Here is a 23554-nt window from a genome sequence, read left to right on the forward strand (position 1 = left end):
ACCTCAGTTGCGATTTAAAATGGTAAGTTGCGCTTCGTAACGCTTGGCTTGTTGATGAGTGACCAACTTAAACCGAACACGAGTGTTCGGCTGAGCCTGGGCGATTTTATTACAATCAGCCTGGGTTAGGTAGCCCACTTTGGGGTACCCACCGATACTTTGTCGGTCCGCTAGCATTACGATTGGCTCTCCTTCAGGCGTAATTTGCACGGCACCTAATCCTAGCCCTTCGGACTGAATGTGATGTTGATGTTTGAGCTGGCTCTGATTAGATTGAAGTCGAACACCCATTCGATCTGATTGGGCTGATACACTGAATTCTATCGTAACCAAAGCATTTAGTTGTTGCGGTGAAAACAAGGCGAACTGTTCACTCAATATAAGGTGCACTTCAATTTCGGAGCTATATTTTGGGATGACGCTTGGGCTTAGCATCCTATTGTGAACCAATGCTCCAGCTTGTGAATTTTTGTCCGATGTGTTGGAAAGGATCGCGAAGGAATTTTCAGCACTAGAAATAATCGAGCCCTTGATTACTTGAGTACCAATCTGATCTTTTATTACGGTTGCTGAGCTTCCCCACCAGCGCTCAGCCTTTACTCCGCCTTGTATTGCCAAATAAATGCGGAGACCGTGTTGGGCAAACCCAACTTTGACAACGTCACCTTTTTCTAACCTGATGGTCTTCCACATTGGCTGGGACTGGCCGTTGACAGAGATTGTCGCAGAAGCTCCGGTTAGGCAAATGTAAGTAGCTTCAACGCAGGTTAGCTCGAAGTTGCCAAATACAAACTCAATCACTGAGGCATTGATGTCGTTGTCTAACAATCGATTTGCCCATTGGTAAGCATCGTTGTCAGCGGCGCCTCCGACACTCAACCCCAAGTGACTTACGCCGGTGCGACCGCTATCTTGAATAGTAGCTGTACTGCCAATTTTGGTTACGATTAGCTTTGCTGCGGTATCGATATTGTTTAAATCAGGTTTATTGTGCTGTTCTTCTGGCAGTGCAGTTGGAAGTGTTTTTAACTGATTTTTATTACTTTGGTTTTGTTGGACTGTCGTTAAATATTCACTTTTCGAAATGGCTCTAAAGCTAACTGTGTCACCCACTTGATATAAAAGGGGAGAATCGGTGTTATTGATATTAAAAACTGGCGTTGGGCACAGGCCAATTATATTCCAGCCTCCTGGTGATGATTGCGGGTAAACACAACTCATGTCACCGGCAATCGCAACTGCGCCCTCGGGAACTGACTGTCGGGGAGTGGTTTTGCGTGGGACGTCCAGTTGATTTGGAAGGCCAGACATATAGGCAAAACCCGGTGCAAAGCCGATTGCTTCTACGCGGAATTTAGTTTCCAAGTGTGCATTGACGACTGCTTCTTCAGACAAACCTGTTTGGTGGGCTATTTCACCTAGGTCGTTATACTTTTTATGACTCTCTGAACTCATTATTTCATAACAAATCGGTAACTCGCAGTGGTGACTTTTTGAGTTATGCTGTTCGGTCAGCAGATTTTTAAATATACGAAGCGTCGAATTAATTAACAAAATGCTGTCCAATTCACCTGCTTTTGCTTCTAAAAACAGCGAATTAAACGCAGGAGTCACAGCGACAAGCTGGGTCGAAAAGTACTGGTTGAGCATTGTTGATAATGGGCTTAACAGCTTTGTATACGTGGTGTCTTTGGCTACGATCTTTAAGCTACGGTCACTGGGTCGACTGAATGTAATGGGTAATTCAAGAATTGATTTTAGTAACCGAGTAGTAGTTAAGGCCGCTTCGTTGTCACCGTGAACGCACAAACTTGAAGCTGACAGAGAAATCACTTGGCCATTTTCACAAGTAACCTTTCCTTCAATCAATGATAGGGCTTGAAATAAGGCTTCTTCTTCGTCTAAAACCGCATTTGGATTAATTTCTCCAGTGGGTAATTTTCGTGGTGTTAATAATCCATTATATTGATACCTTCGATCGATAAATGCCTCAGAAAGTAATTTTACATGGTATTGCTGAGCGAGTTCTTCAAAGTTGACAGAGCTATTGCCAGGAGCAGTTGCGATCACCATTAGCTTTAGCTGTTGTTTAAACTTTTTGTTTATCGAGGCGACAACTGAAAAGACCACTTCAGCGAGCTCGGTCGATTCTGCCATATCATTGTATAGGGCACCGTGGGGTTTTACGTAGCTAATTGGATAGTTAAGTTCGGTACTAATATTCAGGAGCGCGGTTATTTGCTCAAATAAGGTGGTTTGTAACGCTTCGTAAGTCAGATTGTTGCTTTCTGAAAAAAGCGATACTCGACCAAAGTTCGCTCGGTCAGGATAGCTAGGGTGTGCGCCAACTATCACATTGTTTAGTTTGGCTAACTCAATCGTCGCTTTCATGGTTTGTTCGTTACCCGCATGACCAGTACAGGCAATATTGGCCATGTCTATCAGGGGCATAACTTGGTGCTCGATACTGTTTTCAGTAATGAGATCGGTTTCACCTAAGTCACAGTTGAGGGTGATTTGTGTTTGTGTATTACTTTTATTGTCCAAAACAGGTTTCACTCTTGTCCATAATTTTATTTAGTTACGCGCAGTTAATGCTAGGCTAACCAGATACTAACCAAGATAACACATTTAGATTATGACACAGCCTAAGCTTCTACTTTTACCCGGAACTCAGTGTAATGAGTTACTTTGGCAAGATCTCATTCCCGAAATTAGCACTCGCTTTACCTCAAAGCATTGGCCCATCCCCAATCAAGACTTTGGAACTGTGCTCGCTCAGCTTCATCAAGATTTAATAACTATGATTCAAGCTCAGTCGGGTAGAGTTATCGTTATGGGATTTTCTTTAGGTGGCTATATTGTTGCTCGATACCTTGCTGAATACGGTAAAAGCCTGGATGAATGGTTGCTTCAAAATCCCTTATTGACGCGTCCTGCTTTTGTTATTTGCTCTCATACACCGACTGCATTGCCAGAAAAAGAGCTTGAACAAAGAAAGCGGATTTTAACCGTACTCGAAAAGAACGATTATGCAGGTGTTACAGCTGAACGGGTGTGTCAGTTACTAGGGCAAGAGCAGCATAACAATGCCCATATAATTTCAACAGTTCAAATTATGGATAGAGCTCTTGGCAAAACCAACTTGATGCACCAAATGTCATTTACGGGCGCTAGAATCGATACGCTAAGCTCTATTAATCAAATGTCACGCCTTTTTGAAATTGAGTTTGTATGTACACACAAAGATCCTCTCGTTAATTACGAATGGTTACATCAGTTAGGAGAGGGAGTTCATTTATCACTTTTAGGTGAGGCAGGGCACATGTTACCGCTTGAGCACCCAAGATTACTGGGCAAGTGGCTAAAAGATCAATTTGCTTAGTTAACTTGCTGTAAAGCATAGGCTCCAATAAAAAATTGAAAGACTAAAAATAAAACCAAAAAGATGAAAGACATTTTGAAAGTGGGTGTGTAGAATTACAAAATAAGTTACAAAACTGGTAACAGTTTGAATTATTACTCATCAGACAACCCCATAGGAGTGGAATGTGGCTTTAATTTCAATGCGCCAATTATTAGATCATGCAGCTGAGTATGGTTACGGAGTTCCGGCATTTAACGTTAATAACCTAGAGCAAATGCGTGCCATTATGGCCGCGGCGGACAAAACTAACAGCCCTGTTATTGTTCAAGCCTCTGCTGGTGCGCGTAAATATGCGGGTGCACCGTTCTTACGTCATTTGATCCTTGCTGCGATTGAAGAGTTTCCACATATTCCTGTTTGTATGCACCAAGACCACGGTACTTCTCCAGCGGTATGTCAGCGCTCAATTCAATTGGGCTTTTCATCAGTTATGATGGATGGTTCATTGATGGAAGACGGTAAAACACCTTCTGATTACGAATACAATGTAGACGTAACTCGTCGCACGGTCGAAATGGCACATGCCTGTGGTGTATCTGTTGAGGGTGAGTTAGGTTGTTTGGGTTCATTAGAAACGGGTGAAGCCGGCGAAGAAGACGGCATTGGCGCAGTAGGTAAGTTAACTAAAGAGCAGATGTTGACTGACCCTGATGAGGCAGCAGATTTTGTTGCAAAAACTAACGTAGACGCATTAGCGATTGCCTGTGGTACATCACACGGTGCGTATAAGTTTACGCGTCCACCAACAGGTGACATCTTATCGATTGATCGAATTAAAGCTATTCACAAAAAAATTCCTAACACCCACTTGGTAATGCACGGTTCTTCATCGGTTCCACAAGAATGGTTGGCTGTTATTAATGAGTTTGGTGGTGCAATTCCTGAAACTTATGGTGTGCCAGTTGAACAAATCGTTGAAGGCATCAAACACGGTGTTCGCAAAGTAAATATCGATACGGATTTACGTTTAGCATCAACAGGCGCTGTACGTAAATTTATGGCCGAGAATCCAGCTGAATTCGATCCGCGTAAGTATCTCTCTAAAACGGTAGAAGCTATGACAGACATCGTTGTAAACCGCTACGAAGCGTTTGGTACTGCCGGAAACGCTGACAAAATCAAAGTTATCTCACTTGAAGATATGGTTAAAAAGTACTAATAATCCTATTGATTTTGTTACAAAAAAAGCCTCGTTTTTAACGGGGCTTTTTGCTTAAATACGTCTGGGTTTGGCAATTATTACAAACCCTTATTGATGTTCGACTATTAAAACACAGGGAATATAAAGTGAAAACAATAGAACATACCAAACGCTTAATTACGCTCATCACCCTTGCTATGTCAGTAGTTTTGACTGGGTGTGTCACTCAACCAGATTACCAACAAGCAAATTTAAAAATCGCACGCTTTGGCGCTGCTGTAGTCAATGATGGTCGATACGTTTATACCATAGGTGGCTTCAATACCGAACATAGGGCCGGTGCGACAATTGAAATTTACGATCCTTTGAGTAATCGTACTGAAGTATTAGAAGATATCGTCATTTCACGTTTTTATCACTCTGCTGTGTTTGATGGTGAAGAATCGATTTACATCATAGGTGGAATTGGTCCGAATAAAAAATACCAAAGCATGCAACGCAGACCTCAGGTTGAAGTCTTTAATACTCGAACAAGAGAAGTCCGTCAGATAAAACCTCTAGGTTGGGCGACACGCATTAATACGGTGCAGTTTAAAGACGGCATGATTTATGTTTTAGGTGGTAGTTTCATGACAAGCGAAGGCGAGACTTTTAGCGATCGAGTTTTTAAATATGATGTAAAGGCGGACCGATGGTTTCAATTAAATCAAATGCCTATAGCCAAAGTGACCAAGTCGGCAATCTATGGTGATTGGCTGTATACGGTAGGGGGTTACAACGGCGACTCATCATTATCTTCATTTGAGCGTTTTAACCTCATCGAAAACCGCTGGGAAACACTAGCCGATTTACCAAAGGGCATTAGTGCACACGCTTTGACCGTTAATGGTGATAAGCTTTATGCCTTTGGTAACTACAATTCTTTGTCAGATTGTTTTTCGTATGACTTAAATGCGCAAATCTGGCAGAAGGAGCAGTGCGGATTAAAACCAGTAAGACATGCTGGGGTCACGACACTTAATGGCGTCAGTTACATTATGGGTGGAACAGAGACAGGAAGACCACCACACAAGGACTATATTCAGAGGTTTAAGCCTTAGGCTTTGTCCTTAATTAAAACAAAATAAAAAAAACGCCGGTTTTTAAAGCAACCGGCGTTTTCGTTTTGAGCAATTATGAGTTATTACTCGTTACTCACTAGTGATGAGTCCAGTGATAGGTCTCTTCTTTCTGCTTAAGCTCTTGTGCCGTCGCCGCTGGCATCGCATTGATGTTGAGGCGGTTAAAGAACAAAGGTTCAGCTTTAAAGTTACCTGTTGCAACTTCACTCATGGTTTTAACGTCGTATAAACGACCGTTTAGCATAGTGTGAGTCACAAACTCAGACTGGCGAATGTCGGTTAATACATCACCTTCGACGATTACGATATCCGCAAGTTTGCCTTCTTCAATCGAACCTAAGTCCTTATCCATACCCAACGCAATGGCTGCGTCAAATGTCGCACCGCGCAGTGATTCCCATGGTGTAAAGCCACCTTGATTCATCATCCACATTTCCCAGTGGGCTGCTAAACCTTCGCGTTGACCGTGAGCACCAATCAATACTCGAACCCCGTTGTCACGAAGTGTTTTTGCGTATTCGGCAATCTTGATATGGTTATAGTGATCTTCTGGCGCGGTATCACGACGAATTGATACTGGCTCAATGATGTAACGCGGGGCATAACGCATTAAGCGCTCATTTTCCCAAACGTTGGTTTTGTCGTACCAGTATTTTTCACCAGATAAACCGCCATAAGCGACAACAAATGTTGGGTTGTAGGCAGTCTCAGTTTGGCTCCACATTTGAGTTAAATCTTTATATCCCGTTGGGATGTTTAAAGAGTGCTCAAGCGTTGTGTGGCCATCGATGATCATTGTCATATTCTGATACAGTTTACCGCCGCCTTCAGGTACTACGTTAACACCTAATTCACGTGCTGCTTCAAGCACTTGCTGACGCGTATCGCGACGAGGGTGGTTGTAGCTCTTCACTGAAACGGCACCGTTTTCTTTAGTGCGTTTAATATGAAAACGAGCGTCTTCGATATCGTTGATCTTAGCTGTGTAGCCAGGAGAATAACCAGCATACAAGATACGACCTGTTGAGAAGATACGAGGCGCCAAAATTTTACCTGTCTGTTGCAATTCTGCAGCGGCAAAAATTTCTCGGTTGTCGTTTGAAGGATCGTGAATCGTTGTCACCCCAAAGCCAATAGAGGAGAAGTTTTTCCAGTTTTGTTTTGGAATAATTTGGCGGCTACCTTGAGAACCGTGCGAGTGAGCGTCGATTATACCAGGGAATAGTGTCTTACCAGACACATCCACTGTTTCATATCCTTTTGGAATTGTTACGTCACCTTTAGCACCAACTTTGACGATGCGATTGCCTTTAACCAAAACAACACCGTTTTCGATGATTTCTTGTTTGTTGTCTGCATCGCGCATTGTTACAACTTTACCACCAACTAATGCGACAGCTGAGTCAGGAATATCCGCCTCTGCATTAAAGCTCAAATCGATGCCTTCTGTGGTAGGCTCACTCATTTCAGCTTTTGCACCGTCAACAAAGTCAAAGGTTTCTTGAATTGAACGGCTGTACAATGTCGAAGCATTCGACCAGTGTAGCTTTTTACTATCAGCAGACCAGTGTAACTCAGAACCTGCTGCTGCAGAGGCCTGTTTAACTGGTACCCAAGTAGATTTCGGGCCAATTGACTGAACCGTACCTACTTTACCAAATGGTGCAATGTACGCGTTAAATTGGTAAACGAATGCGAGCCATTTGCCATCTGGTGATACTTTAAATTCTGTCACCTCGTCGCCGTTCATTACGTCGCGTTGTTCGAATCCGTCTAAGTTAACCTGCATTAACTTACGCTTAGTACCGTAGCTACCAGCTTGATAACTTGTGTAATAAATCGTGTTGTTGTCAGCGCCAAAGTGCGCGTCTCCACCAGACTTAACCACGCGTTTCATGTTATCGCCATTTACGTCAGCAACATAGATACCAGGTTCCATAGACCACTCAGGTGATAATAAATAACCGCCAGTGAATCGATCAAAGACTACTTTTTTACCATCAGGTGAGAAGCGTGGCTGGATGTAATGGCCAGGCTCAGTTGAGATAACTTTGCCTTTACCACCGCGAGAGCGCACAACTCGAACCGTACCTAACTCTTGGTCATCCCAAGTGGTGTAAGCAATGTATTTACCGTCTCGAGAAAAGCTAGGGTAAAACTCATCGTGATTATCTTGGCGAGTCAGACGAGAGACTTTACCTGACTTAACGTCACGAACGTAAAGCTTGCCCAGTGCTTGATAAACGATTTTGTCGCCTTTTGGAGACATGGTTGCCCAACGAACCTGTTTTACTGCCACCTGATCTGGGGCAACTTCAACCGGAACTCGAACTGCTTTTTGAATTTGTTTTTCTACCGAAACATTAAATGGAATGATCTCGGCTTTTTTTGACTTAACATCTATCTTGTTAAATTTACCGCCGCTCCAATAAACAATATGTTTGTTATCCGGAGTCCAATCAAAATACGCGTAGTTACCTTCAGTACCAAAGGTTTCTTGGTGATCGCGTTCCATTTCTGTTGTTAAACGGGTATCGATACCGGTTTTTAAATCTTTGATATAAAGTACAGTTTTTGTATCTTCGCGTTTAAGGTAGGCCATGTACTTACCGTCTGGTGATGGCGTCGGGATAACGGCACCACCGGCACCACCGATATAACGCTCTTCTTCACCCGTGTCTAGGTCGTGGCGAATGATGTTAAATAACTCTTGAGTTGAGTTTTTGTTGTACTGCCACACACGTCCGCTAGTGATGTCTTGTGTGTAATATAAATATTTACCATCAGGAGAAAACTTAGGGTCTGTGATGTTTTTTTGGTTAAATGCACCGTGAGTGCCAGCTTTTACCTTAGTGCCACTGCCACCCGTGTGATGGAATAACCAGATTTCGCCGGCTGCAATCGAACGAGATGACATAACACCGCGAGTCACAGCGATATATTGGCCGTCAGGACTCCACTGAGGTGTGTGAATCGTATGGCTTTTCTCTTTGGTGATTTGAACTGGGTTGGTACCGTCAGCATTCATAACCCACAGGTTCATCATTCCATCGCGGTCGCTCAAAAATGCAATCTTGCTTCCATCTGGGCTGTATGTTGCTTGCATATTCCAGTCATAGCCCAACACCAAAGGTGTCGCTTGGCCACCCGAAATAGGCATGGTGTAAAGATCGCCCAGCATATCGAAGATTATGGTTTTACCGTTAGGATGAACATCTAGGTTAGACCAAGTTGATTCGTCCGTGTTGATAGTAATGGCTTTCATTTCACCTTGAGGTTTTGTGACATCCCATTTAGCTTCTGAGTCTTTTGACTCAAGCGCTAAAGTAGGCGCACTCAAAAAACACGCGATTGACGCACTTAAAAGCGTTCGCTTTAGTTGATTTTTCATAAGATTCCTTGCTGTTATAAACAAAACTCTTGATGGTTTTTCTCCACTAAGAGTGTACTGAGGTTTGTCGTAAAGATCATCACTGGAACAGGGGATTGCGATGAAAGGTCAAAAAAGGTGGTCCATTGCTCTATATAAACAACCAGAACTCTCTAAAATAGACGGCTTTTAGTATAAAAATTCTAAATATTACTGGATTTCTATTAACTTTTATTAAGGAGGCGTTGTGACCGTGAATAAGGCTCTAACATGGATTGCAATTTCGTTTTTCACTTTTGTATTAATGTCTTGGTCTGGTGTTACTGCGGCAGAAACAACAGAACTTAAAAAAGGCCCATCACCAGAAATGCAAGCTGCGATGCAAGCAATGGCTCAACAACAGGCTGACAGTGATGGGCTAACGTCAGGGGAGCGGATTGTAAAATACGTTAAATCCGGCTTTGTGCACATTTTGCCACTGGGGCTTGACCACATTCTTTTTGTGCTGGCTTTATTCTTTTCTACGACGGTTTTTTCAAAGCTTTTTTGGCAGGTTACAGCCTTTACTCTTGCTCATTCAGTGACCCTTGCTCTTTCAAGCTTGGGCTTCATTAATTTGAGTGGCGCCATTGTCGAGCCTCTTATTGCTTTGAGTATTGTTTGGATGGCAGTAGATAACATTCGTTTTGAAAACGCCAAATCTCATCGAATCTGGGTGATTGTTTTATTTGGCTTATTACACGGTATGGGATTTGCGTCTGTATTAAGTGAGTTTGGCTTGCCTCAAGACGCGTTTTTGACAGCACTGTTTTCTTTTAATATTGGTGTTGAGCTTGGTCAGCTGGCCGTGCTGGTTATGGCGTTTTTGGTGTTCTTTAAATTGAGTGATAAGCCTTCTTATAGAGCTTTTGTACAGGTGCCTTTATCTGCTGTAATTGGCGCTGTTGGATTGTACTGGTTTATTGAGCGAGTATTTGGACTTTAATAAATTTGCAAAAACTATCCCAAAGGCTGTTGAAAACAATTTGTGAATTATTTAGACTGGTTTTGTTGGTTTATTAACCAGTAATCATTGTTTCCACAAATAAAAAGAACAAAGGAAATGCGAATGTTTTCATCTCCGCAAAGTAAAGGTGTTGGCTTGGGTTATATTTGTATAGCGGTCGCAGTTTTGGCTGTGGTTACATTTGCAACACAACTTTAATACTCGCTAAAGGTTATGTCTTTTTAGCGATTTAGAAAAAAGCTCGGTTTATCCGAGCTTTTTTTATGGATTCGAGATAACCTTATACATCTAACCCTACGGCATTTAACGATAAATATTGTGAGAATTTATGTCTGAAATACTCGTATCTAAATCGAATGGTGTAATGACCATAACGATTAATCGCCTAGCGCAAAAAAATGCGTTGTCTTTAGCGATGTATCAAGCCATGACTGAAGCATTAGTTGATCTTGAGCGCAGTGATGACTTACACGCTGCCGTTATTACTGGTTCAGCAGAATGTTTTACGGCGGGTAATGATCTCAATGACTTTTTAAAAGGTGGAGCTTTGACCGAAGCACATCCGACGGTCATTTTTTTGAGAACCTTGGTGGGATTAACCAAGCCATTAATTGCTGCCGTAGCTGGCCCAGCTATCGGTATCGGTACAACAATGCTGATGCATTGTGATCTTGTATATGCGGCTAATAACACCGTGTTTCAATTGCCATTCTCTAAGTTAGGACTTTGTCCTGAAGCTGGCTCAAGTCATATTTTACCGGCTCAAGTTGGTCGTGTTAAAGCATTCGAGCTATTGGTGTTGGGCGATAAGTTTGATGCCGATGAGGCACTGAGGTTAAACCTAATAAATCAGGTTGTGGATGCTGAGGAAGTTCTTACTATCGCAACCAAACGAGCAGAGCAACTGGCTCAATTACCGAGCCAATCAGTGAAAGCGTCAAAAGGGCTGATTGTGGATTCGAACAAAACGCAACTAAACGAAGTGATAAGTGCAGAATTAAAGTACTTTGAACACCTATTAGGAAGTGAAGAGTCGAAGCAAATCATCGCTAGTTTCTTCAAAAAATAAAAAGCGTTGGCGTCACAGCAAAGTACTTCTGCTGTGACGTTTCATCAACCTAACTCTTCAAAACTAACCATTTGCCCCGCGTTTTTGATGACGCTCCTTGTTGGTCAGGCGTGCCTCTTCACTTTTTTTGAGTAATACGTATACCGAACCTGAACCCCCGTGAAAAGGTTGAGCAGAATGAAATGCTTTCACCTCGTCTAACTGTCTTAACCATTGATTAACATAGCTTTTTAGTAACCCCGGATGAGGTTTGCTGTGGAGTCCTTTGCCGTGCTGGATTAACAGGGACCGCATATCGCTTTTGTGGCTGTCCTGAATAAATTGATACAGGTTTTGGCGGGCTTGTTTGATAGACTGGCCTTGAATGTTTAAAACAGTGTGAATTTCGTATTTTCCCAACCTTAGATTTTTGAATACGCCGTCTTGGACACCTGATTTTTTGTACGACAATAATTCATCTGGATCAACGAGTTGTACATTTTCTGTAGCGAGTGGATTAGGATCAAAAGCGGCTGAACGCTCGGCATTCTCTCTTCTTTGCTGAGCCTGTTCCTCTGTGAGTGTATTTTTTTTCTGAGTTGCAGTGTATGTAGGTGATGACTTTAGAGGCTTTACGCCACCGAGTTCTTCCAAAAATAAATCAAACTCACTCATTTTTACCTCCTAAACTAACTTCCATCATTTTAATACGAAATCGAAGAACAAAAAGCTTTATCTTTAATGCAAAATTCGTTTGCTCAACGAATCAGCATTGACTCAAATAGATCGAGTGTCAATTGTTCAACTCGTGGTCTTGAACTACACTTTGAATTGCGATGTAAGCGATTAGGGACAAGACAAAACAAAGTAAAACCGCTTTGTTTTATAGCGTGTTATCAAATCCTTTTCACATGGGGAGGAGTTATGTTTCCTAAATTAATATACGAATCATTGCCTTATGCGTACATGTCGATTGGGGTTGTTGAGATTAATTACTTTGAAACAATCTTGGCGACCATGTCAGGTGTGCTTTTCTTTTTTGCTGGCGCCTTGGTGTGGGTTATGCGCTCTAATGCGAGACGTACAGATCCCGAAAAAACGAGAAAGCACAAAGAGTCTGGGCAATTTTTTTATGAATTAAAGCCTTTCTTGCTGATTTTCCTTGGTGTGATGGTGCTGGCTTATGTGAATAATTGGTTGGTATACCCTTTGGCAGGTATTGTCTGTTTGTTTGGCGTTTATATTATGCTCATTCGTAACATGCACAGACAAAAAAGAATAAAATTACGCAATAGCTAAACCCTTTGGTACTGTGTTTAACTATGCAAGTACGGTATTATTTAAGACATATTTATCGGTACTGGAGCTACAAGTTTGGTTAATTTTCCAATCCGCCTGGTCCAAACTAGAGAATTTGAGAAGGCTAAAACTTAATGTCAGACATTAAAGAGAAATCGTTTCTTATTGTCGATGATGTCGCGTCAGTGAGAAGCTTTTTGCAACAAACACTTAATCAACTTGGTGGCACAGATATCTCTCATGCATCATCAGGGCGAGAAGCATTAGAGCAATTCACTAAGAATATGCCAGATGTAGTGTTTTTGGATATTGAATTACCAGACTCTGACGGGCAAACTATTCTCAAAGAGCTAAAAGCGGCCAAACACAACGTTGAAGTGGTAATGGTGTCAGCACATAGCAGTATTGAAAACGTGAAAGCATCGATAGCCAGTGGGGCATCTGCATTTATAGTAAAACCGTTTTCTCCTAAAAAAGTAAGCTCGGTCCTTAAGAGTCTAGATATCCAAATATGAACATAGATCAAATGCGCCAATGTGCGCCCAAAGCGATGGCATTACTGAAGGTCATGGCAAACGAAAATCGTTTGTTTATTCTGTGTAATTTACTTGAAGGTGAAGCTTCGGTAAATGAGTTAGCTGAACGAGTTCGCTTAGGGCAATCAGCATTATCTCAACATCTTGCTTTATTGCGAAAAGAGGGGTTTGTACAAACTCGAAAAGAGTCTCAAACTGTTTACTATTCGCTAAGTAGTCCAAACGTTAAACAAATGATGATGTTGTTAAAGGACATGTACGCAACCGAATCTGCCTAAATAAAGCAATAGCGTTTTAATAATAATTGATGACAAAAAAAAGGAGCCGAAGCTCCTTTTTTACTGAGTAACATTTGATTAACCGGCGGTGTTGGCCGCTAATACAGCTTCAGCTTCTGCTTTTAATTCAGGTAAGCCTAACTTGTCATATGCCTCAACCATGATCTCTAATGCTGGAACAACGGCGTTGCTGTCTTTGTAGTACTCTAGAACGTACTTACAACGGCTTACTGCGGCAACATAGGCTGAGCGAGACATATAGTACTCGGCAATATGCAGCTCGTATTTAGCCAGACGGTTCAATACCTCAACCATGCGGCTTTTGGCATCTTCGACGTGGACAGATTCAGGGTAACGATTGATCATTCGTTTGAAATCACCAAACGCTTCACGAGCTGCTTCTAAATCTTTGTCAGCGTTAGACATGCCAAAAAACTCTTGGAATGCATTTAAGCCTTTTTCCATATTCACTAAGCCGCGTAAATAGGTCACAAAGTCTAAACGTGGGTGATTTGGGTTTAATTTTATAAAGCGGTCAATCGCTGGTAGTGCTTCTTCGTAACGACCAGACTTGTATAGTGCAAACATCAAGTCTAATTGTACTTGACGTGATAGTGGACCATACGGAAATTGATTTTCTAAATCGTTAAGGATTGTGATAGCACGATTATAAAGTTTTGAATTTAATAAATCTTTTGCTGCTTCGTAACGCGCTTGTGGTGATAAATCAGAGACTCTCTCAAGTTCATCGTTTGAGGAACATGCCGCAAGGGCAGAAGACAACAAGACAATAAAACTCAAATGACGGACAAACTTAAAATTCAACATTATTTTCAACCTGGGAAGTTTTCTTTTTCGTTAAGTAAAAATTCGAGTAGAATGGTTACATTAACTGCATTCTATCTCAGTCAGTTGCCTCATGCACTGGCAAAATTCAAAAATTCAAATGATAAATCATGAACAAAGAACTTATTGAACTACAAGCTCAAGCAAATGAACAGCATTTTGGTAAACGATTAGATCAGGTAATCGCCGATTTGTTCCCGGAATATTCAAGAAGTCGACTAAAAGAGTGGATTTTAGCCGAAAAAGTCTTGGTAAACGGCAAACCTGTAACTAAAGCCCGTGAAAAAATGCTGGGTAATGAAGATATTACAATCTATGCCGAGCTAGAAGTTGAGGTTCATCATCAACCTGAGGCGATTGATCTTGATATCGTTTACGAAGATGAACACCTCATGGTTATCAACAAGCCCGACAATTTAGTTGTTCACCCAGGTGCGGGTAATCAATCAGGTACGTTACTAAACGCCTTGTTGCATCACTTCCCTGCGATTGATTTGGTACCACGAGCGGGTATTGTCCACCGTTTGGATAAAGATACCACTGGCTTAATGGTTGTAGCCAAGACCGTTCCAGCTCAAACGCAACTTGTAGCGGATATGCAAGAGCGTTTGATCACTCGAGAATATGAAGCTGTGTGTTTGGGGCGTCTAACAGCGGGCGGTACAATTGATAAAGCGATTGGTCGCCATCCAACAAAGCGTACTTCAATGGCGGTGAGTGAAGTCGGTCGCGAATCAGTGACACACTACCGAGTGATCAGTAAATTTAGAGCACACACACATATTCGACTTAGATTGGAAACCGGTCGAACTCACCAGATCCGTGTTCATATGTCGCATATTCGTCATCCACTAGTAGGCGATATTCAATACGGTGGTCGAGTTCAGACACCTAAAGGTGCATCAGAAAAAGTATTGGCGACATTGAGAGGCTTTAAGCGACAAGCTCTTCATGCAGCTATGTTGAGATTCGAACATCCAATTACTGGAGAAGAACTAGAGTTTCATGCACCGTTACCAGAAGACTTTACAAACTTGGTAAAAGTGCTGAAAGAAGATGTCAAAGAGAACCAAGATGATATGGACTTCGGCTACCTTTAAAGGATTAGACCCTGACTTACTAGAGCGGCTCAAGGCTGGTACCACTAGGCGTTGTATCGGTGTTGATGCAGGTTCTAGTGAGCAGAGAATAGGTGTGAGCTTGGGTGTTTATGACAGCCTCAACATCGCCACTCACGTTGGTGATGACCTAACAGCGGTCATGACTAACCGAGCTATATTGCGCGAACAACTGAGGTTGCCGTCAGAACCCTATTGGTTAAATCAAACTCATACAATACGGGTTGTAGAGCTACCATATGAATATCGCTCACATATGGAGGCCGATGCCTGTTTCACCCAGTTAACGAATACCATTTGTACGGTAATGACGGCCGATTGTTTGCCAATTTTAATGGTGGATGTCCAAGGTCGTGTAGTCTCGGCTGTTCACGCAGGTTGGCGTGGATTGTTAAATGGCATTGTTGCAAACACCATTAGAGCACTGCCGGTTAATGCCGATGAGCTTAGTGTTTGGATCGGGCCAGCCATCTCTAAAGCCGCATTTGAAGTGGGTTCTGAAGTACGTCAGAGTTTTGTCGATAAATGGCCGCAATCAGCAGATATGTTTGTGACGAGCACACTCAGTGATAATGCCGACAACAAATATATGTGTGATTTGCCCGGCATCGCTGTGCTTGTATTGCAAGAGCTTGGGGTCAGTTTAATTAGCTTGTCTAATGAATGCAGTTATCAAAACCAGCAATATTATTATTCGTATCGCCGTGATGGACAGTGCGGTCGAATGGCAAGTATGATTTGGTTAGAAGATAAATAAGCCCAAAAATCTGTGACTTAGATCAAAGTTTGTAATAAATATTGATCTTCTAACATTGAAAAAAACGCATCTAGACCTAATTTTGATAGTAATTAAATTTATTTATCGAGGTAAACGATGCGTTTAGACAGATTCACCAACAAATTTCAGCAGGCTATCGCTGACGCGCAATCGTTAGCGGTCGGTCGCGACCATCAATACATAGAACCAGTTCATATCCTGCATTCTCTTTTGAATCAGGACAACAGTTCTATCATTACTATTTTAAATCACGCCAGTATCAGTGTGTCTGAGCTGCGTTCTAAGATTTCACGCGAACTAGAAAAAGTCCCAACGGTTACAGGTATCGCCGGTGATGTGCAACTATCCAGAGCGACGGCTGCGACACTCAATATATGTGACAAAATTGCTCAAAAACGCAAAGACAAGTTTATTAGCAGTGAAATCTTTTTGTTAGCACTGCTTGAAGACAAAGGCGCAGTGGGCTCAATTTTAAAACTGATTGGCCTCACTGAAGACAAAATCGAAAAAGCCATTGAAAACTTACGCGGTGGTCAAAAAGTTGAAAGCCAAAACGCTGAAGATACGCGACAAGCACTTGAAAAGTATACGGTCGATTTAACCGAGCGTGCAGAACAAGGCAAACTCGATCCGGTTATTGGCCGTGACGAAGAGATCCGTCGAACCGTTCAAGTATTGCAACGCAGAACCAAAAACAACCCGGTTTTAATCGGTGAGCCTGGTGTAGGTAAAACCGCGATTGTCGAAGGATTAGCGCAACGAATCATCAACGGTGAAGTGCCTGAAGGTTTAAAAAGCAAACGCGTACTGTCATTAGATTTAGGTGCGTTAGTGGCAGGAGCTAAATATCGCGGTGAATTTGAAGAGCGACTAAAGTCAGTCCTCAATGAGCTCGCGAAAGAAGAAGGTCAGGTTATTCTATTTATCGATGAAATCCACACTATGGTCGGCGCGGGTAAAACCGACGGTGCCATGGATGCGGGTAACATGTTAAAGCCGGCTTTAGCGAGAGGTGAGTTGCACTGCGTTGGCGCAACTACTTTGGATGAGTATCGCCAGTACATTGAGAAAGACGCGGCGCTAGAACGTCGTTTCCAAAAAGTACAAGTTGATGAGCCAAACGTTGAAGACACGATCGCAATCCTACGTGGTTTAAAAGAGCGTTACGAAATTCACCACTCAGTGGATATTACCGACCCTGCGATTGTGGCGGCGGCGAGTTTATCTAACCGTTATATCAGTGACCGACAATTACCTGACAAAGCAATTGACCTTATTGATGAGGCGGCTTCTAGTATCCGTATGCAAATTGACTCAAAGCCGGAAGAATTAGAAAAGCTAGAACGTAAAATCATTCAGCTAAAATTGGAAGACAATGCATTGGTAAAAGAGACGGATGAAGCGAGTAAAAACCGTCAGATGCTGATCCGCGACCAAATAAATGAACTGGATAAAAAGTACAACGAACTTGAAGAAGTGTGGAATTCTGAAAAAGCCGCATTATCTGGTACGCAAACTATCAAAGAGCAGCTAGAACAAGCTCGTTTGGACTTGGACGTCGCACGTCGCGCGAGTGACTTACAGCGCATGTCTGAGTTGCAATACGGCCGAATTCCGGAGCTAGAAAAGCAGTTGGACTTGGCGTCACAAGCTGAAATGCATGATATGGAATTGCTGCGCAACAAAGTGACAGAGTCTGAAATTGCCGAGGTCTTATCTCGTTGGACAGGTATTCCGGTCAACAAGATGTTAGAGAGTGAACGCGATAAATTGTTACAAATGGAACAACAGCTCCATACTCGAGTTGTTGGCCAAGGTGAAGCCGTTGATGCTGTATCTAATGCAATTAGACGTTCTCGAGCGGGTCTTGCGGATCCAAATCGTCCAAACGGTTCGTTTTTATTCTTAGGTCCTACGGGTGTAGGTAAAACAGAATTGACCAAAGCACTTGCTCATTTCTTGTTTGACTCTGAAGACAATATGGTTCGCATTGATATGTCTGAGTTTATGGAAAAACATTCTGTTGCCAGATTAATTGGTGCGCCTCCGGGTTACGTAGGTTATGAAGAGGGTGGTTATTTGACCGAAGCCGTTCGACGTAAGCCTTACTCAGTTATTTTGTTAGATGAGGTCGAAAAAGCCCACCCGGATGTGTTTAATATTTTATTACAAGTATTAGACGAGGGTCGATTGACTGACGGCCAAGGGCGTACCGTCGACTTTAGAAACACTGTGATCATTATGACGTCTAACTTGGGTTCTGACTTGATTCAGTCGAGCTATGCAAAGGACCAAGATCACAGCTATGAGACAATGAAGGCTATGGTGATGGAAGTGGTAGGCCAGCATTTTAGACCTGAGTTTATCAACCGTATTGACGATACTGTGGTCTTCCACCCTCTGGATAACAAAGAAATCCAAGAGATTGCTAAGATTCAGTTGAAAGGCCTAGAGCGTCGACTTGCTGAGCAAGACGTCGAACTAGAAATTTCAGAGGCTGCGATGGCACAAATTGCTGAGGCTGGCTTTGATCCTGTGTTTGGTGCTCGACCATTAAAACGAGCAATCCAACAACACGTCGAAAACACCCTGGCACAGTCATTGTTATCGGGTGAGATAAAACCAAAGGACAAAGTCAACTTGGACGTTGTTGATGGTAATTTTGTCGTTCGTACTTATTAACCAACGATAAATCACCAATTTAGTTGAAATTTGAGGGTGGTCATGGGTTAATATTGGGCTCTTACAGAAACGTAAAAGTTTGATATTGTGCCGACGCCCTCTTTTTCATTTGAGCTGACCAACCTGTGCTGGCAAGTACGGGAAAACGGTGTGCCCAAAACAATCCTATCAAACTTAAACCTATCAATTCCGTCAGGCCAGGTCGTTGGTATTATTGGTCCTAATGGCGCAGGAAAAACCAGCTTACTCAATATACTTCAAGGCCGCATTAAACCCAGTTCGGGGGATGTTAAGGTTCTAGGTCAAGCGCTTGGCAATATGTCTTTGCAGGAGAGGGCACAGTGTATTGCTTATGTGTCTCAACACCCTCCTCATGTTTTTGATCTAACGGTATTGGATGTCGTTAAATTTGGACGATTGCCGCACATTCAAATGTTTGCCTTTGGGCAACAGGATGCGCAGCAAGACTTGGTTAAAAAAGCATTACACCGATTTCACCTTGAAGATATTAAAGACCGTTCTTTTGACGCTTTGTCGGGGGGAGAGCAGCAACGTGCTTATTTAGCCCAAGCCATGGTACAAGACGCGTGCATTTTGTTGATGGATGAGCCGATTAATCACCTAGATATTAAACATCAACTGGAATTGTTGTCTCAACTTCGAGACTTACCACAAGATGTAATCTTGACATTGCATGACTTAAATTTAGCCGCGTCCTATTGTGATCACTTGATATTGATGAAAAATGGTCAAGTCGTAGCTCAGGGAACACCTAGAGAAGTACTCACAACGAATTTAATTCAGTCTACTTATGGTATCGATGTAACTTTCCATCCGGCTTGTCAACATGTCGATGACCTTGTTGGTGGTAAAGGGGATTTAAGCTCTGAGTCTGTACCATTCATGTCTTATCATCAAAAGGCCCCAAAGCATGACTAATTTATCGCTGCGTTTTTTGATGGTGTTGTTTGGCGTTGTTGTCATTTTAATGGCAGGGTTGGCAGTTGGCTCTGTGACAATATCACCCGATGAAATTTGGCAATGCGTTACAGCAGAATGTCAGCAACCTATAAATGACATCATTTTATGGGACCTGAGATTGCCAAGAGTGTTAATGGCTTTTGTCGCTGGTGGAGGACTTGCCGTTGCAGGCGCTATGTTACAAAACGCCACCAATAATCAATTGGCTGACCCGTATTTATTCGGTATCGTATCTGGAGCTGGACTGGGCGCGGTGATTTTCTCAGTGTTGGCACAATCGTCAGATAGCATAGGCACTCCCATATCCGCATCTATAGGTGCGATTGCGGCGATTGTCTTAGTTATGACGGTAGTCATGAAAAACCGCTTATTTAGACCTGAGCATATCATTTTAGCCGGTGTGGCTGTGTCATTTATGTTAGCGGCTGTTCTTCATTTTGTCTTATTTGTTGCTGAGCCATTAGCTGCAAACCGGATCATATTTTGGTTGATGGGAAGTGTAGCAACGGCATCTTATGAGAGTGTGTTAATAGTCTTTGTACCCTTGTTGATTTGTGTATCAGTTTTGTTGTTACTTCGACATCAAATCGACGCCTTATTATTAGGCGATGTCCAAGCCGAAACACTTGGTGTTAATGTTAACCGCATGCGTTTTTTATTACTGTTGATCACGGCGATTGTTACAGCCGTGACGGTTGCTTTTTGTGGTGGTATTGGATTTATCGGATTAATGGTCCCTCATATAGTACGAAACTTTGCTAAAGGAAATACAGGTACTCTAGTCCCTCTGAGTCTAGTTGTCGGCGGTTGCTTTTTAGTGGTGGTGGATTTAATCGCTAGGACCGCAATGGTTGGTCAAGAAATGCCTTTGGGTGTTATTACCTCAGCACTGGGAAGCGTATTCTTTTTATTAGTTTTAAAAAGGAGTCGACATGGTTAGGTCTAGTGTGTTTCTACAAAGAACTAAATGGCTAAGTGGAACACTTGCGCTTTGGCTTTTAATTGGCTCTGCGTTTGTTGCACAGGCGGATGAAACAAATAAAAGTCCCCAGCCAGATAAAATAATGGCGTTAGCACCTAATCTAGTAGAAATTTTGTTTGAGCTTGGAGTAGGCCACAAAATTATCGGAGTATCGGAGCACACAGACTTCCCTGAAAAAGCCAGGCAAATACCCATTGTTGCTAACTACTTAGGGGTGCAATTAGAACGTGTCATCGAAAAGCAGCCTGACTTAATCTTAGTTTGGCATGGCACCACACCACAAAATGACATTAATAAATTAACGTCATTAGGCATAAAAATAGAGACGTTTTATGCCGAGTCAGTCCCAGATTTAGTGACGGAAATTACTAGGATGGGTCAGCTAATCGGCACGCCGCAAAGGGCGAAGCAGCTTGCGTCTCAAATTCAGCAAGAATATCAGCAAATTTTGTCAACTCGTGAATTAACATCAGGTACTGAGTCATCGACTTGGCCAATCGGCTTTATAGAGATTTGGCCTGAGCCCCTGACCACTGCTGGAAGTCAAACTATTGTTGGCATGAGTATTGAGTTATGCGGATTGAACAACATGTATTCTGAAGCAGGACCACAGTACCCGCAGGCATCGCTAGAAAAAGTGTTAACCACGCAACCAGACGTTATTATTCAACCAGTATCATTTAGCAATCCGACCAAAACCAAAGATTGGTCGTCTTATTCATTTTTAAATGCAGTAAAAAAACAAGCGATTATTTCACCAAATGCCGATGCATTATTTCGATGGGGCCCGAGGCTTACCGCTGAAATTAGTGCCCTTTGTGCAGATATTCAAAAGGTTATAAAAAATTAAAGTGCATAATACAGTAACAATGTATAGACTATGCGCTTCATTGGACGTTTAGATGTCCAAATTGTGAAGAGGATGTTCAGGAAGTTGGTGTAAATCCAACGCTGCCCCCGCAACGGTATATTGAAGCCCGGAACTGTCATCCTCTTTGAATCCAATCGCCAATAGGCAAATTAAGGTGCGGAGGGCACCTGAGGAAAGAGGTCAATGAAACCAACTAAAATAACGGCTGCTATTGCCGTATGTTTTGCTGCCCAAGCTGCAGCGAATAGCCAAGCGTCTGACAATATTGTCAATCTAACTTCTCCAACCGCAACCGAGCTTGAAGTTATAAGCATAACCGCGAATCGACACGTTAACGAAGTCTATCCATCGATCGCCAATCAAACAGTAATTACTGCCAGTGATATCCAAGCGCTAAATGCGTCCTCATTAGGAGAGGTGTTAGCAACCATCGCCGGTTTTGATTTATCGTCAAACGGCGGTAGAGGTCAAACTGCATCTGTATTCTTACGTGGCAACAATGCAGGACATACACTGTTTTTGTTAAATGGCGTTAAGCTATCATCTGCGACATTAGGACTGACAGATTTTCAAAAAGTATCGGTCGCAAATATAGAGCGCATAGAAATCGTTAAAGGCCCACGTGCTGCTTTGTGGGGATCGGAGGCGATTGGTGGTGTGGTTAACATCATTACTAAGTCTGGCGAAAATGGTACAGAGATAGGTGCAAAGATTGCGAGTTTCAACACTCAGCAATTGACACTATCGACACGTGTGGAACACGGCGAAGGGCAAACTAATATCTTGCTAGATCACGAACGCAGTGACGGCTATCACGTTTTAGAGTTCGCTGCTCCAGATGATGATGGTTTTAGATACAACTCATTGTCAGTGAATGGCCAACAAACACTGTCATCATCATTATCTTTAAATTGGTTATTGAACTTTGACCGTGGCCAAAATGACTATGACAGCGCCTTTGGAGGTGCTGATCAGTCTAAACATAATAATCAGCAACTTGCCCTAGGTGCCGATTATGCCATTGGTGCTCAAGTAGTCAGTGTTGATCTTTCCCGTATGGTTGAAGACACGACAACTTACGATACTGTGTCTACGTTTGCTAGCCGCCTAATTACTCAACGAGAAGGTCTTACTATTACAGATGCGATTGAGCTAGATGGAAATCTTGATTTATTTGTAGGTGCAGAGATTGGTAAAGAAACCGTTTCGGGTGATCAAAACTTTGCAAAGACTGAGCGTGATACGAGTGCGTTGTTTGTGCAATCTACTTATGTCGTTGGCCAAGCTCAGTTTGAAGGCGCTGCGCGTTATGATGATATTGATGGCGTAGACTCTGAGCTGACCTACAACTTAGGAATAGGTTACGCCGTTGATAAAAACGTAAATGTGACTGTAAATTTAGGTACTGGCTTTAAAGTGCCAACGTTCAATGATTTGTACTGGCCGACAGACCTTTATTCTATGGGTAATCCAAATCTAGAATCAGAGCGTTCAAAAAACCTTGAAGTTGCAGCTTATGTTCAACAAGACAACGCAAACTTAAAAGTTAGTTTGTTCCGAAATGCAATTGAAAACCTGATTGAATGGACGCCTAATGCCAACTTTGTTTATCAACCAAATAACGTCGACTCTGCGACGATAAAAGGTTTTGAAGTTGAGTTTGGTTTGAATTTAGAACGCAGTCATCATCATATAAATGCGAGCTTTATTATTCCAACCAATGACTTAACGGGTGAGACACTCACGCTTCGAGCAAAACGTCGTGTCAATTATGTGTTTGGTTTTGATATAAACGAGCATTGGTCAACGACGACGCATGTAAGTTATGTCTCCGAACGAGAGCAAAAGGCGTGGGATGGCAATATCAATAAAATTGGTAGCTACGTGCAATTTGACTTAAATGGCCATTATCAATTAAATACCAACACTCGCTTTTCATTTGGAGTTAAAGATGCCTTTGAACAGCAAGAGCCTTCAGCTTGGGGGTATTTAGTGCCTGGGCGCCGACTGGAGCTACAAGCAAAATACCTTTTCTAAAAGAAAAAACTAAAAAAGTGAGCCTTGGCTCAC

At 42.4% G+C, this 23554-nt stretch carries 19 protein-coding genes and 1 riboswitch; of the genes, 15 read left to right on the top strand and 4 right to left on the bottom strand.

The window, feature by feature from the left end:
- Nucleotides 1-3: 3 nt before the first annotated feature.
- A complete protein-coding gene (pxpA, locus tag J1N51_RS14100; RefSeq protein ID WP_208831878.1) occupies nt 4-2559 on the bottom strand; it encodes a 5-oxoprolinase subunit PxpA in 2556 nt (851 codons plus the stop codon).
- 79 nt (nt 2560-2638) lie between these two features.
- Here pxpA and J1N51_RS14105 point away from each other — a divergent pair, with 79 nt between their 5' ends.
- From J1N51_RS14105 to J1N51_RS14115, 3 genes are all read left to right on the top strand, one after another.
- Entirely contained in the window at nt 2639-3385 is a 747-nt protein-coding gene (locus tag J1N51_RS14105; RefSeq protein WP_208831879.1) for an alpha/beta fold hydrolase, read from the top strand.
- Nucleotides 3386-3551: 166 nt separating this feature from the next.
- Nucleotides 3552-4586 (top strand): class II fructose-bisphosphate aldolase, encoded by a 1035-nt coding sequence (fba, locus tag J1N51_RS14110; protein WP_208831880.1) that lies wholly within the window; start codon nt 3552-3554, stop codon nt 4584-4586.
- A gap of 128 nt (nt 4587-4714) precedes the next feature.
- The gene (locus tag J1N51_RS14115; RefSeq protein ID WP_208831881.1) at nt 4715-5668 is read left to right on the top strand and encodes a Kelch repeat-containing protein; all 954 of its coding nucleotides are present in this window, start codon (nt 4715-4717) and stop codon (nt 5666-5668) included.
- A gap of 97 nt (nt 5669-5765) precedes the next feature.
- Here J1N51_RS14115 and J1N51_RS14120 read toward each other — a convergent pair whose 3' ends face one another.
- The gene (locus tag J1N51_RS14120) at nt 5766-9080 is read right to left on the bottom strand and encodes an amidohydrolase family protein (protein ID WP_208831882.1); all 3315 of its coding nucleotides are present in this window, start codon (nt 9078-9080) and stop codon (nt 5766-5768) included.
- A 226-nt stretch (nt 9081-9306) separates the two neighbouring features.
- Between J1N51_RS14120 and J1N51_RS14125 the strand changes: the two genes are divergently transcribed.
- Both J1N51_RS14125 and J1N51_RS14130 read left to right on the top strand, forming a co-directional pair.
- Nucleotides 9307-10044: a HupE/UreJ family protein gene (locus J1N51_RS14125; RefSeq protein WP_208831883.1), complete on the top strand. Its 738-nt coding sequence runs from the start codon at nt 9307-9309 to the stop codon at nt 10042-10044.
- Between the two features lie 349 nt (nt 10045-10393).
- A complete protein-coding gene (locus tag J1N51_RS14130) occupies nt 10394-11134 on the top strand; it encodes an enoyl-CoA hydratase (protein ID WP_208831884.1) in 741 nt (246 codons plus the stop codon).
- Nucleotides 11135-11197: 63 nt separating this feature from the next.
- Here the strand turns inward: J1N51_RS14130 and smrA are convergent, their stop codons facing one another.
- A complete protein-coding gene (smrA, locus tag J1N51_RS14135) occupies nt 11198-11788 on the bottom strand; it encodes a DNA endonuclease SmrA (RefSeq protein WP_208831885.1) in 591 nt (196 codons plus the stop codon).
- A 249-nt stretch (nt 11789-12037) separates the two neighbouring features.
- Between smrA and J1N51_RS14140 the strand changes: the two genes are divergently transcribed.
- The 3 genes from J1N51_RS14140 (at nt 12038) to J1N51_RS14150 (ending at nt 13226) form a co-directional block, all read left to right on the top strand.
- A complete protein-coding gene (locus J1N51_RS14140) occupies nt 12038-12412 on the top strand; it encodes a hypothetical protein (RefSeq protein ID WP_208831886.1) in 375 nt (124 codons plus the stop codon).
- A 134-nt stretch (nt 12413-12546) separates the two neighbouring features.
- Nucleotides 12547-12927, top strand: coding sequence for a response regulator (locus J1N51_RS14145; RefSeq protein ID WP_208831887.1), 381 nt, complete (start codon nt 12547-12549; stop codon nt 12925-12927).
- On the top strand, nt 12924-13226 hold the full coding sequence (locus tag J1N51_RS14150) for an ArsR/SmtB family transcription factor (protein WP_208831888.1): 303 nt from the start codon (nt 12924-12926) through the stop codon (nt 13224-13226). The genes J1N51_RS14145 and J1N51_RS14150 overlap by 4 nt, the downstream gene beginning before the upstream one ends.
- Nucleotides 13227-13304: 78 nt before the next feature.
- On the opposite strand, the gene J1N51_RS14155 is transcribed toward J1N51_RS14150, so the two are convergent.
- Complete coding sequence (locus tag J1N51_RS14155; RefSeq protein ID WP_208831889.1) at nt 13305-14054, bottom strand: outer membrane protein assembly factor BamD; 750 nt, start codon at nt 14052-14054, stop codon at nt 13305-13307.
- Between the two features lie 128 nt (nt 14055-14182).
- Between J1N51_RS14155 and rluD the strand changes: the two genes are divergently transcribed.
- The 7 genes from rluD (at nt 14183) to J1N51_RS14190 (ending at nt 23521) form a co-directional block, all read left to right on the top strand.
- Nucleotides 14183-15172: a 23S rRNA pseudouridine(1911/1915/1917) synthase RluD gene (rluD, locus tag J1N51_RS14160; protein WP_208831890.1), complete on the top strand. Its 990-nt coding sequence runs from the start codon at nt 14183-14185 to the stop codon at nt 15170-15172.
- Nucleotides 15147-15947 (top strand): peptidoglycan editing factor PgeF, encoded by an 801-nt coding sequence (gene pgeF, locus J1N51_RS14165; RefSeq protein ID WP_208831891.1) that lies wholly within the window; start codon nt 15147-15149, stop codon nt 15945-15947. The genes rluD and pgeF overlap by 26 nt, the downstream gene beginning before the upstream one ends.
- 117 nt (nt 15948-16064) lie before the next feature.
- Nucleotides 16065-18650 (top strand): ATP-dependent chaperone ClpB, encoded by a 2586-nt coding sequence (clpB, locus tag J1N51_RS14170; RefSeq protein WP_208831892.1) that lies wholly within the window; start codon nt 16065-16067, stop codon nt 18648-18650.
- Between the two features lie 150 nt (nt 18651-18800).
- Entirely contained in the window at nt 18801-19589 is a 789-nt protein-coding gene (locus J1N51_RS14175; RefSeq protein WP_208831893.1) for an ABC transporter ATP-binding protein, read from the top strand.
- Nucleotides 19582-20571 (top strand): FecCD family ABC transporter permease, encoded by a 990-nt coding sequence (locus tag J1N51_RS14180; RefSeq protein ID WP_232842820.1) that lies wholly within the window; start codon nt 19582-19584, stop codon nt 20569-20571. Before J1N51_RS14175 ends, J1N51_RS14180 begins: the two co-directional genes overlap by 8 nt.
- Entirely contained in the window at nt 20564-21463 is a 900-nt protein-coding gene (locus tag J1N51_RS14185; RefSeq protein ID WP_208831894.1) for a helical backbone metal receptor, read from the top strand. The genes J1N51_RS14180 and J1N51_RS14185 overlap by 8 nt, the downstream gene beginning before the upstream one ends.
- A gap of 35 nt (nt 21464-21498) precedes the next feature.
- Nucleotides 21499-21619, top strand: a riboswitch (cobalamin riboswitch).
- A gap of 48 nt (nt 21620-21667) precedes the next feature.
- Complete coding sequence (locus tag J1N51_RS14190) at nt 21668-23521, top strand: TonB-dependent receptor domain-containing protein (protein WP_208831895.1); 1854 nt, start codon at nt 21668-21670, stop codon at nt 23519-23521.
- Nucleotides 23522-23554 lie beyond the last annotated feature (33 nt).

Origin of the sequence: Psychrosphaera ytuae (assembly GCF_017638545.1) — a bacterium.
GTDB classification, from domain to species: Bacteria; Pseudomonadota; Gammaproteobacteria; order Enterobacterales; family Alteromonadaceae; genus Psychrosphaera; species Psychrosphaera ytuae.

Coding starts and splice junctions, on each gene's coding strand:
- J1N51_RS14140 (WP_208831886.1), top strand. CDS start 12,038: ATGTTTCCTAAATTAATATACGAATCATTGCCTTATGCGTACATGTCG.
- J1N51_RS14120 (WP_208831882.1), bottom strand. CDS start 9,080: ATGAAAAATCAACTAAAGCGAACGCTTTTAAGTGCGTCAATCGCGTGT.
- J1N51_RS14150 (WP_208831888.1), top strand. CDS start 12,924: ATGAACATAGATCAAATGCGCCAATGTGCGCCCAAAGCGATGGCATTA.
- J1N51_RS14105 (WP_208831879.1), top strand. CDS start 2,639: ATGACACAGCCTAAGCTTCTACTTTTACCCGGAACTCAGTGTAATGAG.
- J1N51_RS14155 (WP_208831889.1), bottom strand. CDS start 14,054: ATGTTGAATTTTAAGTTTGTCCGTCATTTGAGTTTTATTGTCTTGTTG.
- clpB (WP_208831892.1), top strand. CDS start 16,065: ATGCGTTTAGACAGATTCACCAACAAATTTCAGCAGGCTATCGCTGAC.
- J1N51_RS14145 (WP_208831887.1), top strand. CDS start 12,547: ATGTCAGACATTAAAGAGAAATCGTTTCTTATTGTCGATGATGTCGCG.
- smrA (WP_208831885.1), bottom strand. CDS start 11,788: ATGAGTGAGTTTGATTTATTTTTGGAAGAACTCGGTGGCGTAAAGCCT.
- rluD (WP_208831890.1), top strand. CDS start 14,183: ATGAACAAAGAACTTATTGAACTACAAGCTCAAGCAAATGAACAGCAT.
- pgeF (WP_208831891.1), top strand. CDS start 15,147: ATGATATGGACTTCGGCTACCTTTAAAGGATTAGACCCTGACTTACTA.
- J1N51_RS14185 (WP_208831894.1), top strand. CDS start 20,564: ATGGTTAGGTCTAGTGTGTTTCTACAAAGAACTAAATGGCTAAGTGGA.
- J1N51_RS14130 (WP_208831884.1), top strand. CDS start 10,394: ATGTCTGAAATACTCGTATCTAAATCGAATGGTGTAATGACCATAACG.
- J1N51_RS14180 (WP_232842820.1), top strand. CDS start 19,582: ATGACTAATTTATCGCTGCGTTTTTTGATGGTGTTGTTTGGCGTTGTT.
- J1N51_RS14190 (WP_208831895.1), top strand. CDS start 21,668: ATGAAACCAACTAAAATAACGGCTGCTATTGCCGTATGTTTTGCTGCC.